The 12210-nt window shown below is 74.3% G+C and carries 9 protein-coding genes; 8 read left to right on the top strand and 1 reads right to left on the bottom strand.

Features of this window, described 5'->3' with window-relative positions:
- Positions 1–131: 131 nt before the first annotated feature.
- On the bottom strand, positions 132–1898 hold the full coding sequence (locus ABT014_RS00235) for a glycoside hydrolase family 15 protein (protein ID WP_350635149.1): 1767 nt from the start codon (positions 1896–1898) through the stop codon (positions 132–134).
- A 220-nt stretch (positions 1899–2118) separates the two neighbouring features.
- Between ABT014_RS00235 and ABT014_RS00230 the strand changes: the two genes are divergently transcribed.
- The 8 genes from ABT014_RS00230 to ABT014_RS00195 all read left to right on the top strand — a co-directional run bounded on the left by ABT014_RS00230 (position 2119) and on the right by ABT014_RS00195 (position 12210).
- On the top strand, positions 2119–2925 hold the full coding sequence (locus tag ABT014_RS00230) for an SAM-dependent methyltransferase (RefSeq protein WP_350635147.1): 807 nt from the start codon (positions 2119–2121) through the stop codon (positions 2923–2925).
- A complete protein-coding gene (locus tag ABT014_RS00225; protein ID WP_350635145.1) occupies positions 2922–5054 on the top strand; it encodes a putative bifunctional diguanylate cyclase/phosphodiesterase in 2133 nt (710 codons plus the stop codon). The genes ABT014_RS00230 and ABT014_RS00225 overlap by 4 nt, the downstream gene beginning before the upstream one ends.
- 527 nt (positions 5055–5581) lie before the next feature.
- Positions 5582–6313: a glycosyltransferase family 2 protein gene (locus ABT014_RS00220; protein ID WP_350635143.1), complete on the top strand. Its 732-nt coding sequence runs from the start codon at positions 5582–5584 to the stop codon at positions 6311–6313.
- Positions 6313–7638, top strand: a complete 1326-nt coding sequence (locus ABT014_RS00215; protein WP_350635142.1) for a glycosyltransferase family 2 protein — start codon at positions 6313–6315, stop codon at positions 7636–7638. Before ABT014_RS00220 ends, ABT014_RS00215 begins: the two co-directional genes overlap by 1 nt.
- Before the next feature lie 6 nt (positions 7639–7644).
- The gene (locus ABT014_RS00210) at positions 7645–9012 is read left to right on the top strand and encodes a glycosyltransferase family 2 protein (protein WP_350635140.1); all 1368 of its coding nucleotides are present in this window, start codon (positions 7645–7647) and stop codon (positions 9010–9012) included.
- Entirely contained in the window at positions 9009–10394 is a 1386-nt protein-coding gene (locus ABT014_RS00205) for a lipopolysaccharide biosynthesis protein (RefSeq protein WP_350635138.1), read from the top strand. The genes ABT014_RS00210 and ABT014_RS00205 overlap by 4 nt, the downstream gene beginning before the upstream one ends.
- Positions 10391–11398 (top strand): glycosyltransferase family 2 protein, encoded by a 1008-nt coding sequence (locus tag ABT014_RS00200; protein WP_350635136.1) that lies wholly within the window; start codon positions 10391–10393, stop codon positions 11396–11398. The genes ABT014_RS00205 and ABT014_RS00200 overlap by 4 nt, the downstream gene beginning before the upstream one ends.
- A complete protein-coding gene (locus ABT014_RS00195; protein WP_350635135.1) occupies positions 11395–12210 on the top strand; it encodes a polysaccharide deacetylase family protein in 816 nt (271 codons plus the stop codon). Before ABT014_RS00200 ends, ABT014_RS00195 begins: the two co-directional genes overlap by 4 nt.

The following is a 12210-nucleotide window of genomic DNA, read 5'->3' as shown; positions in this document are numbered from 1 at the left end:
TGCGTACGGGGTCGATTCTGGCGCACCACCGCCCCGCACCACCGCCCCGCACCACCGCCCCGCACCACCCTCCCGCACCGCCGCCTCCGTGCCGTGGCGCCGGACCGCGGCGGACCGTGCGCGCGGCCGGTTCAGGACTCCAGCAGCGCGAAGGCCGAGTTGACCAGGGCCACGTGGGTGAACGCCTGCGGCGTGTTGCCGAGTTGGCGCCGTTCGGCCGGGTCCCACTGCTCGGAGAGCAGGCCCAGGTCGTTGCCGAGCGCCACCACGCGGGTGAACAGCTCGCGGGCCTCGTCCCGCCGGCCGATCGCCACCAGGGCGTCGGCCAGCCAGAACGAGCAGGCCAGGAAGGCGCCTTCGGAGCCCGGCAGGCCGTCCGCGTCCGGGCCGGTGCGGTAGCGCCGGACGAAGCCGCCGTGGTCGAGCTCGGTGCGGACGGCCTCGACGGTGCGCACCACCCGCGGGTCGTCCGGCGGCAGGAAGCCGGTCTTCACGATGAACAGGGTGGCGGCGTCCAACTCCTTGCCGCCGTAGTGCTGGACGAACACCCCGCGGCCCCGGTGGTAGCCGTTGGCGCAGACGTCCGCGTGCACCTGGTCACGCATGGCGCGCCAGCGGTCGACCGGGGCGGGCAGGCCGGTGGCCTCCGCCATCCGGACGGCGCGGTCGGCGGCCACCCAGGACATCACCTTGGAGTGCACGAAGTGCCGTCGCCCGCCGCGGACCTCCCACAGCCCCTCGTCCGGGTCCGGCCAGTGCCGTTCCAGGTAGCTCATCAGGCTGCGCAGCAGGCTCCAGACCTGCCGCTCCATCGGGATGCCGGCCTGCAGGGCCAGGTGCAGGGTGTCCACCACCTCGCCGTAGACGTCGAGCTGGAGCTGGTGGACGGCGGCGTTGCCGAACCGCACCGGCGCCGAATCTCGGTATCCGGGAAGCCAGTTGGCGACCGTCTCGGGCAGGCCGCGCTCGCCGGCCACCCCGTAGACGGTCTGCAGGTCGCCCGGGTCGCCGGCGATCGCCCGCAGCAGCCACTTGCGCCAGGCGGCCGCCTCGTCGCGGAACCCGCTGCGGAGCAGGGCGGACAGCGTCATGCTGGAGTCGCGCAGCCAGCAGAAGCGGTAGTCCCAGTTGCGCCGGCCCCCGATCAGCTCGGGGAGCGAGGCGGTGGGTGCGGCGACGATGCCGCCGGTGGGCTCGTACGCGAGCGCCTTGAGGGTGATGAGTGAGCGCAGCACCGCGTCCTGCCACTCGCCGGCGTAGCGGCAGTTGGCGGCCCAGTCGCGCCAGGCCAGCACCGTGCGCTCCAGCGCCTGCCCGGGGTCGGTGCGGGAGGCCATGTGCTGGTGGGAGGGCTGCCAGGTGAGCACGAACGGCACCTGCCGGCCGGCCTGCACGGTGAACTCGGAGACGGTGGCGCCGTCCTGGCCGTAGGTGTGCACCCCGGGCGGGACCCGCAGCCAGGCGGAGTCGGGGCCGGCCACGGCGACCCGGTGGTGCTCGGTGCGCCGCACCCAGGGGGCGACCCGGCCGTGGTTGAACCGCAGCCGCAGCTCGCCGCGGATCGCGACCTCGCCGCGCAGCCCCTCGACGATCCGCACCAGCTGCGGGACCCGGTCGCGGTGCGGCATGAAGTCGGTGATCCGGACGGCGCCCTCGGGTGTCTCCCAGTCGCTCTCCAGCACCAGGCTGTGCTGCCGGTACCGGCGGCCGGTGCACTCGGCGCCGCCGACGGGGGCCAGCCGCCAGGCGCCGTGCCGGGCGTCGCCGAGCAGCCCGGCGAAGCAGGCGGGGGAGTCGAACCGCGGCAGGCAGAGCCAGTCGACCGAACCGTCCCTGCCGACCAGGGCGGCGGTCTGGAGGTCACCGATGAGGGCGTAGTCCTCGATGCTTCCGGCCATTTGCCCCCATTGTGCGTCGAGGTCGCGGGAGCGGCAGCGGGAGCGCGGGGGAGTGCCGGTGCGAGCGCCGGTGCGAGGGCCGCTCCGGGGGGCCGGGCCGTGCGGGTACGACGGGTCACCGCACCGCTCCGGGCTGCAAACTCGACTTGCAAAGAAGATCGTAGGATAGGAAGATCTTTATGGCCTGTTGTCTTTTCCCATTGCCGGAAGGGGTGCCGTGATGCGGCAACCGAACTGGGTGCCCGCCGGAACGGATCTCGACAAGCCGAACGCGGCCCGGGTCTACGACTACTACCTGGGCGGATCGCACAACTTCGAGGCCGATCGCGAGATGGCCCGCAAGGCGATGGAACTCTGGCCCGACCTGCCGCAGATCATGCGCGCCAACCGGGCGTTCCTGCGCCGCGCCGTGCAGCACCTCGCCGAGCAGGGCTACACCCGGTTCCTGGACATCGGCTCCGGCATCCCCACCTTCGGCCCGGTGCACGAGGCCGCCCGGGCGATCCGGCCGGACGCCCGGGTGGTGTACGTCGACCTGGACCCGGTCGCGGTCGCGCACAGCCGGTTGATCCTCAAGGACGACGAACTCAGCTCGGTGATCGAGGGCGACCTGCGGGACGTGCCGGACCTGCTCTCCCGCCCCGAGGTGGTCGAGCTGCTGGCCCCGGGCGAGCCGGTGGTCCTGCTGCTGGTCGCCGTCCTGCACTTCGTCAAGGACGAGGACGAGCCGGAGAAGCTGGTACGACAGCTGCGGGACGCGCTGCCGCCGGGCAGCGCCCTGGTGCTCTCGCACGCCTCGCTGGAGGGCCGCCCGGACCAGGCGGGCCCGCACCAGGACCTCTACAAGCGCACCCCGACCCCGCTCACCATGCGGCCGGTCGAGCGGATCACCGGGCTGTTCGAGGGCTTCGAGCTGCTCGAACCCGGCGTGGTCTACCTGCCCGAGTGGCGGCCGGACGCGCCGGACGCCGTCGGCGCGCACCCCGAGCGGATGACCGGCGTGGCCGGCGTCGGAAGACTGCCGTGAGCGGGGAGCTGTCGGAGGCGGGAGCCGGCAGCGGACCCGCCTTCCACGACGCCTGGTCCGGGCTGCTGCGCGCCGGCCACGGCAGCGCGGTGCACCCCGGCACCCTGAGCCGGCTGGCCGACCGGACGGCGGAGCTGCTCCACCGGGCCCAGCACGGCGAGCCCTTCGACGCCCGCGCGGCCGAACAGGCGGGCGCGATGCTGGTCGACTCGCACTTCACCGACCCCGCGGTGCTGGCCCGGGCCGTCGAGCTGCTCCAGGAGTTCCCGGTGCGCGACGGCCGCGGGCCCGCGCTCTGCGGGGCCTTCGCGGCCGGCTGGGCGGCCGCGCTGCGCGAACGCACGCTGCGAGAGCAGGAGGCCATCCGGCTGGCCGCGGACACCGCCCGGCAGGAGATCGAGCGGGCCCTGAGGTCCTCCGAGGCCCGCTTCCGGGCCCTGTTCGAGAGCGCCGCGATCGGGATCGGCCTCGGCGACACCGAGGGCAACATCCTGGCCGTGAACCGCGCCCTCCAGGAGATCTTCGGCGCCGACCCGCAGGACATGCAGGGCCGCCGGGTCAACGACCTCGTCCACCCCGAGGACACCCCGGGGGTCTGGGAGGCGTACGAGGACCTGATCAGCGGCAAGCGGGACTACTTCCAGTTCGACAAGCCGTACTACCGGCACGACGGCGAGGTGGTGTGGACCCACCTGACGGTGTCGCTGATCCGCGACGAGGAGGGCGTGCCGCAGTACCAGGTGGCGATGCTGGAGGACATCACCGACCGCTACCGGCTCCAGGAACGGCTGCGCCACCAGGCCACCCACGACCCGTTGACGGGGCTGCCCAACCGGGCGGCCTTCTTCGAACGCCTGGAGGGGCTGTTCGAGGATCCGGAGCCGGGTGCCAGGTTCGGCCTGTGCTACGTCGACCTGGACGGTTTCAAGGTGGTCAACGACAGCCTCGGCCACGACATGGGTGACCAGCTGCTGGCCGCCGTGGCGGCCCGGCTGGACGCCGCCCTGACCCCGCTCGGCCACATGGTCGCCCGGCTGGGCGGCGACGAGTTCGTGGTGCTGCTGGAGAACTGCCGGGGCGAGCAGGAGGCCGTGGCGGCCGCCAAGACCGTCCTGGCGGCACTGGCCAAACCGGTGCTGATCGGCGACCACAAGCTGGCGGTCGGCGCCAGCGTCGGGGTGCTGGAGCGGCGGATCGCCACCACCACGCCGGGCGCCGCGGTCCGCGCCGCCGACCTCACGCTCTACCGGGCCAAGGAGGCCGGCCGGGGCCGCTGGACCCTGTTCGACCCGAAGGAGAACGCCCGCGCGGTCAGCCGTTACGCGGTCTCCGTGCGGATGCCGTCCGCGCTCGACCGGGGCGAGTTCTTCATCGACTACCAGCCGATGGTCGACCTGGCGGACGGTTCGCTGGTGGCGGTCGAGGCGCTGGTGCGCTGGCGCCACCCGCAGCTCGGGGTCCTCGGCCCGGAGGAGTTCGTCGGCGTCGCCGAGGAGACCGGGCTGATCATGCCGCTCGGCCGCTGGGTGCTGGAGCAGGCGTGCGGTCAGGCCGCGGACTGGGTCGACCGGTTCGGCAGTCGGGCGCCGAAGCTGAGCGTCAACCTGGCGGTCCGTCAGGCCCGCAACGCCGGGCTGGTCGGGGACATCGAACGGATCCTGCGCGGCACCCGGCTCGACCCGGCGATGCTCCAGCTGGAGATCACCGAGTCCACCGTGGTCGGCCCCGAGGACGAGGCGCTCAAGGCGCTGCACGCGGTGGTGGACATGGGCGTCTCGCTCGCGGTGGACGACTTCGGCACCGGCTGGTCCAACCTGGCCTACCTGCGCGACCTCCCGGTGTCCGGGCTGAAGATCGCGGGCTCCTTCGTCGGCGACCTGCACGACCCGGCCAAGGACACCCACCTGGGCTGGCGGATCGTCAGCGGCCTGGTCTCGCTCGCCCACACCCTCGGACTGACCGTCACCGCGGAGGGCGTGGAGAGCCGCGCGGACGCCGAACGGCTCCGCCTGATGGGCTGCGACTGGGCCCAGGGCTGGCACTTCGGCCGCCCGGTCCGCCCGGGCGAGATCGCCCGCCGCATCGCCGAGGCCAGCCTCCCCGAACAGGACCTCGCCCACGAGGCCTGAGCCGCCCGTCCCGACCCCCGGACTCCCCACCCGCCACGACCTGAGCCCCACCCGCCCAGGACCCGCGGCGAACCCCCAACGCTCCACCCCCGCCCGGCCCGCCGCAGGCGTCACCCAGCGTTACCGGTAGCGCAAAGTAAGAAAAATCGGACAAAACCCCTTGACGCCCCCCGCCCCGGCTGATGTGATGAAGCCCTGGCACCGCCTCACGGCGGACGTACATATCACGCCAGTTGCTGTAAGTGTCGGCGCTTCGGCGCCCGAGACCGGTCGGCGCACCCGAGGGGCTTCGGGGGAGCAGGACAGAAGCCCGTGGCGCCGGTGGGGCCCGTGTCTCCGCTTTCCCCCCCGGGGCATCCACCCGCCCCGTCAGGTACCCGTGTGCCGGGCCTCTGAGCGCCCGGTGCCCTTCCAAGGGACTGCCCGCGATGAGCACCACGCTGCCTCCTGACAACGTCCTTCCCTACCCGGGCCCCGAAGGCCGCCCGATGCGCCGTGCCTCCGACCGGCCCGTCACCCGGCCACCGATGCGCAGAGCCTCCGACTTCGCCGTCAGCCACAGCGTCAGCCTGGTCATCCCGGCGCACAACGAGGCCCGCAACATCCCCTGGGTCTTCGAGCAGATCCCGCGCTGCGTCGACGAGGTCATCCTGGTCGACGGCGACTCCAGCGACGCCACCGTCTCGGTGGCCAAGCACTGCCTGCCCACCGTCCGCCACGTCGACCAGGTCGGCCGCGGCAAGGGCAACGCACTGCGTACCGGCTTCGCCGCCGCCACCGGCGACTTCATCGTGATGATGGACGCGGACGGCTCGATGTGGCCCGGCGAGATCCCGCACTACCTGCACTTCCTGGCGAACGGCTACGACTTCGTCAAGGGCTCCCGGTGCATGGGCGGCGGCGGTTCGCTGGACCTCACCCGGATCAGGTCGGTCGGCAACCGCGCGCTGCTGGCCGTGGTCAACCGGCTGTACGGCGCCCGGCTGACCGATCTCTGCTACGGGTTCTGCGCCTTCCGCCGCAGCTTCCTGGACGAACTGGACCTGCGCTCCTCGGGCTTCGAGATCGAGGCCGAGATGATCGCGCACGCCCTCCGCTCGGGCCTCCGCCTCGCCGAGGTCCCGAGCCTCGAACTCCCCCGCCGCAGCGGTCGCTCGCACCTGCATGCCGTCTCCGACGGCCGGCGGGTGCTGCACACCCTGATAGCCGAACGTCCCGGTGCCAAGGTGTCGGCTCCGCTCGCCTCGGAGGAGCGATGATGAATGGCTCCGACCGGCGCACCGCAGCTGCCTGCCCCTGCCCCGCCGCCCGCGATTCGCTCTACACCCCCGTTCGGGTGGCCGAACTGGACCTGGACGAGCCGGGCGCGCTGCGCTCGCCCGGCGGTCTCGGCCCGGCCGACCCGGACGGCCGCGTGTTGGCGTTGGTGCGACTGCACGGACACCCGCTCGGCCTGGTCACCGCCACCGGAACAGCGGGCGGGTCCGCCGCGCTGTGCCGGGCGCTGGTCGATGCCGCTCATCGCGAACTGCACGTCCCCGCCCTGTCCACCTCGACCCCCGGCACGCTGCCCGACCGCACCGGCCGGGCGCCCGTCGCCGCTGCCGCACCCGCCTCGGTCAGCGTGATCGTCTGCACCCGGGACCGCCCGCACCTGCTGCCGCGCTGCCTGGACTCGCTGCTGCGCACGCCGTACCCCCGGCTGGAGGTGATCGTGGTGGACAACGCGCCCACCAGCGACGCCACCGAGCGGCTGGTCCGCTCCCGCTACGCCGGCCGGGTCCGGTACGTGCGCGAGCCGGTGCCCGGACTGGCCCGGGCCCGCAACACCGGCCTGGCCGCCGCGCACGGCGAGTACTGCGCCTTCGCCGACGACGACCTGGTGGTCGACGCCGGCTGGGTCGCCGCGATGGCCGCGGCGTTCCGCTCCGACCAGCGGATCGGCTGCGTGACCGGCCTGGTCCTGCCGTCCGAGCTGGACACCGAGGCACAGATCGCGCTGGAGGAGTACGGCGGTTACGCCCGCGGCTTCACCGCCCGCAGCTGGTCGCTGCGCGAGCGCCCGGACGACCCGCTGGTGCGGTTCTCCGTGGGCCGGTTCGGCTCGGGGGCCAACATGGCCTTCCGGACCACCGTGCTGCGCGGCATCGGCGGCTTCGACCCCGCCACCGGCGCCGGCACCGCCGCCCGCGGCGGTGAGGAGCTGCTGGTCTTCTTCCGGGTGCTGGGCGGCGGCCACACCGTGGCCTACCAGCCGGACGCCATCGTCTGGCACCCGCACCCGCGGACCATGGCGGCGCTCACCTCCCAGGTGTTCAACTTCGGCGTCGGCTTCGGCGCCTACCTGGCGGCCGCCGTCTCCCACCAGCCCGAGGTGCTGGTCGGTCTGGTCCGCCGGCTGCCGCGCGGCCTGTGGCAGTGGCAGGCGGCCCGCCGGCGCCGGGTGCAGGACGCCCCCTCCGCCCCCGCGGTCCGCGAGTCGCTCGCCGGGCTCGGCCGGCTCGAGTTCCGGGGCCTGATGTACGGGCCCGTCAGCTACCTGTTGAGCGTCTGGCACCAGCGCGGTGTCCGGACCGGGAAGTAGCCCGTGATGACCTCACCGCACCGTCCGCTCGCCGCCCCCACCCAGGTGGTCGAGCTGGACCTCGACCGGCCGCAGGAGCTGCACACCCCCGGCGACCTGCGGACCCCCTCCGCGGGCCGGGCGCTGGCCCTGGTCCGGCGGGACGGGCACCCGCTCGGGCTGGTCACCGCGACCGGCCGGGCCGGTGACCCGGCGGGGCTGCCCGCCGCGGTGGTCGAGGCCGCCTACCGCGACCTGGCCGCCTACCGCGACCCGACTCCGACCCCGACGTCGCCCCCGGCGCCCGCTGCGAACCCGATGCCCGCCGCCACCCCGATGCCCGCTGCGACCCCGGCCCGGACCACCCCCACCCCGCCGCCCGCGCCCGCCGACGACCTGCTGTCCGTCAGCGTGATCGTCTGCACCCGCGACCGCGCCGACCAGCTGGGCGCCTGCCTGGACGCCGTGCTGCGCACCACGCACCCGCGGACCGAGGTGATCGTGGTGGACAACGCGCCCACCGACGACAGCACCGAGCGGCTGCTGCGCTCCCGGTACGCCGGCCGGGTGCGCCGCCTGTGCGAGCCGGCGCCCGGCCTGGCCCGGGCCCGCAACGCCGGACTGGCCGCGGCCCGCGGCGAGATCTGCGCCTTCACCGACGACGACGCGCTGACCGACCCCGGCTGGGTCTCCGCGATGGTCGCGGCCTTCCGCTCCGACCCGCGGATCGGCTGCGTCACCGGCCTGGTGCTGCCCGCCGAGCTGGACACCGAGGCGCAGGCCGCCTTCGAACGGTACGGCGGCTACACCAAGGGCTTCACCCCCCGCAGCTGGTCGCTGCGCGAACGCCCCGACCCGCTCCTCCCGCTCGCGGTGGGCGGCTTCGGCACCGGTGCCAACATGGCCTTCCGTACCGATCTGCTGCGCGCCATGGGCGGCTTCGACCCCGCGACCGGCGCCGGCACCAGGACCCGCGGCGGCGAGGACCTGCTCGCCTTCCACCAGGTCCTGGCCGACGGCCACACCCTCGCCTACCGGCCGGACGCCATCGTCTGGCACCGCCACCGGCGCGACCTGGCCGGTCTCACCGCCCAGGTCTACGGCTTCGGTGTCGGCTACGGCGCCTACCTGACCGCCCTGCTCGTCCGCCGCCCGGGCCTGCTGGCCACCGTCCTGCGCGAGGTGCCCCGCGGCATCGCCAAGGTGTTCCGCCGCAGCCGTGACCGCTCCGACCGCTCCGACCGTTCCGACCGCTCCGGCGACTCGGGCGGAGCCGGCCGCCGCCCGCCCGCGCCGTTCGGCCTGGCCGAGTTCCGCGGCCTGGTCTGCGGACCGCCCAGCTACCTGCTGAGCCGCTGGGAGCAGCGCGGCACCAGGGCGGGCGAACCGTCGTGACCTCCGGTCTCAGCGCCCGTGCGGCCGCCACCAGGGCCGCCGCCCGGCCGTGCTCGTGCCCCGAGCCGCTGCCCTGCGAGTGCTCGTACCTCGTGCTGCTGCGCGCCAGGGTGCGGGCCGCCCGCCCGGCCCCGGCCGGGGAGCCGCTGCTGCGCAACGGGCACATCCTGGTGGCCAGCACGGTGCTGGCCGCGGCGCTGGGATCGCTGTTCTGGATCTTCTCCACCCGCTGGTTCAGCGCGGAGGTCGTCGGCCGCAGCTACGCGGCGCTGTCGGCGGCCACCCTGCTGTCCGCGCTCGGCAGCTTCAACCTGGGCAACGTCCTGGTGCGGTTCGTCCCGGCGGCCGGCCGGCACACCCGCTCGCTGGTGCTGCGCTGCTACGCCGTGAGCGCCGGGGCCAGCGCCCTCGCCGCCGTGGTGTTCCTGCTGCTGGTCCCGGTCGTCGCCCCGGGGTTGGCCTACCTGCGGGAGCCGGTGCTGGCGGTCGCCTTCGTCGCGGCCACCGCCGGGTACTCGGTCTTCGTCCTCCAGGACGGCGCCCTCACCGGACTGCGCCGCACCGGCTGGGTGCTGGGCGAGAACGCGCTCTTCGCGGTCGCCAAGACCGGCGTGCTGGCGCTGTGCGCGCTGCTCGCGCTCGGCACCGGGATCCTGGTCTCCTGGTCGGCCGGACTGCTGGTGTCGATCGTGGTGACCAACCTGGTGCTGTTCCGCCGCGCGGTGCCGGCCCACCAGCGGGCCGACCGGGCGGGCGCGCCCGCCCCGGCCCGGGTGTTCCGCTACGCGACCGCCGACTACCTGGGCAACCTGTCCAGCATCGCCGCCTACAGCGTGGTCCCGCTGATGGTGCTCAACCACCTCGGCGCCGAGCAGAACGCCTACTACTCGCTCGCCTGGATCATCGCCGACACGCTCTACGTGGCCGCCTACAGCATGGGCAGCTCGCTGGTCGTCGAGGCGGCCCGGGCCCCCGAGCGGCTGGCCGAGCACGCCCGTCGGACGCTGCGCCACACCGGCCTGCTGCTGCTCGGCGCCACGGCCGTGGTCATCGCGGCCGCGCCGTGGATCCTGCGCCTGTTCGGTCCCGGCTACTCCGCGGCCGGCACCACCGTGCTGCGGCTGATGGTGCTGTCCGCCCTCCCCAACGTGCTGCTGAGCGTCGCGATCGAGGTGTGCCGGGTCCGCCGGGCCCTGCGCTGGCTGATCGCCCTGCAGTTCACCTTCGCCGTCCTGGTCATCGTCCTGGTCGGCGCCCTGCTGCCCGCGTTCGGCCTGACCGGCGTCGGCTTCGCGTGGCTGATCGCCGGATGCGCGCTCGGCCTGCCGCTGCTGGTCACCATGCCCCGCTGGCTGCCCTCACCCGACCGGAGGCCGTCATGACCCCCAGGACCGCCCGACCCGACGACCGCGGGCCCACCCTGTCCGTCGTCATCTGCGCGTACACCCTGGACCGGTGGGAGGACCTCTCCGCCGCCGTCGCCTCGGTGCGCGCCCAGCGCCGCCCGCCCGACGAACTCCTGCTGGTGGTCGACCACTGCCCCGCGCTCGCCGAGCGCGCCGCCCGGCAGCTGCCGGGCGTGCAGGTGATCGCCAACTCCTTGCAGCGCGGCCTGTCCGGCGCCCGCAACACCGGCGTCGCGGCCGCCACCGGCGAGGTGGTCGCCTTCCTCGACGACGACGCGGTCGCCGACCCGCAGTGGACGCTGCGCCTGCTGGCCGGCTACCGCGACCCGGCGGTGCTGGGCGTGGGCGGGCTGGTGCGGGCCTGGTGGGAGAGCGGCCGGCCCGAGTGGTTCCCGCCCGAGTTCGACTGGGTGGTCGGCTGCTCGTACCACGGCTCGCCGCGGGCCCCGGCCCGGGTGCGCAACTTCACCGGCGCGAACATGTCCTTCCGGCGCGCCGACGTCCTCGAGGCGGGCGGCTTCCGGGTCGACCTCGGCCGGGTCGGCACCAAGCCGCTGGGCTGCGAGGAGACCGAGCTCTGCCTGCGGATCGCCGCCCGCCACCCGCACGCCGAACTGCGCTTCGAGCCCGCCGCGGTGGTCCGCCACCACGTGCCCCCGACCAGGACCACCTGGTCCTACTTCAGCTCCCGCTGCTACGCCGAAGGCCGTTCAAAGGCCATGGTGGCGCGGCACGCGGGGCCCCGCGCGGCCCTCTCCGACGAGCGGCGCTACCTGCGGCGCACCGTGCCGGCCGCGATCGTGCGCAGCGTCCTGCACGCCCGGTTCCGCACCGCGGGCACGCTCTGCGCCGGGGTGGGAATCACCGTGCTCGGCTACACGTCGGGCCGCGCCGGCAGCCTCCTGGCCGGCGCCGCCGGTGGTGCCACCGGCACCGCGGAACCCGCGGCCGAGAGGCGTTCGCCGAGGAGCCCGAGATGATCCCGGTACCCGTCTTCCTCTACCACTCGGTGTCGGACGACCCGCCCTCCTGGATCGCCCCCTACACCGTCACCCCGCGGGTGTTCCGCGAGCAGATCGAACGGATCGTGGACAGCGGCCTGTCCGTGGTGCCGCTGCGGCGGCTGGTCGCCGCGATCCACGGCGGGCCCCCGCTGCCGCCCAGGGTCGCGGTGCTCACCTTCGACGACGGCTTCGCCGACTTCTACTGGACGGTCGCCCCGATCCTCTCCGACCACGGGCTGTCGGCCACCCTGTACGTGACCGTCGGCGCCGTCCACCCGCCGGGCGGCACCCCCACCGGCAGCCTGCTGCCGCCGGCGCCGATGCTCAACTGGCGCCAGGTCAACACCCTGGACGCGCTGGGCATCGAGATCGGCGGGCACTCGCAGACCCACGCCCAGCTGGACACCGTCTACGGCCAGAAGTGCGCCGACGAGATCGCCGGCTCCAAGCACCAGCTGGAGGACGTGCTCGGGCACGAGGTCACCGCCTTCGCCTACCCCCACGGCTACTCCAGCCCGGCCGTGCGCCGCCGGGTCCGGGAGGCCGGCTGGACCTCGGCCACCGCGGTCGAGAACAAGTTCAGCTCGGCCGCCGACGACCCGATGCGGATCTGCCGGCTGATGGTCCGCAACGACACCCCCGAGCACGTCTTCCAGGACTGGACGATGGGCCACGGGCCGGTCACCGGACCGGTGCCGGAGAGCCTCTACACCCGCGGCTGGCGCAGCTACCGCCGCCTGCGGGCAGCGGTCGGCAGCCCGGTCGGCGGCCCGCCGCAGGAGACCTGA

The organism is Kitasatospora sp. NPDC094015 (genome assembly GCF_040304075.1).
Lineage (GTDB): Bacteria > Actinomycetota > Actinomycetes > Streptomycetales > Streptomycetaceae > Kitasatospora.
The sequence above is the reverse complement of the archived record's forward strand: the minus strand, read 5'-3'. Positions and strand labels throughout refer to the sequence as shown.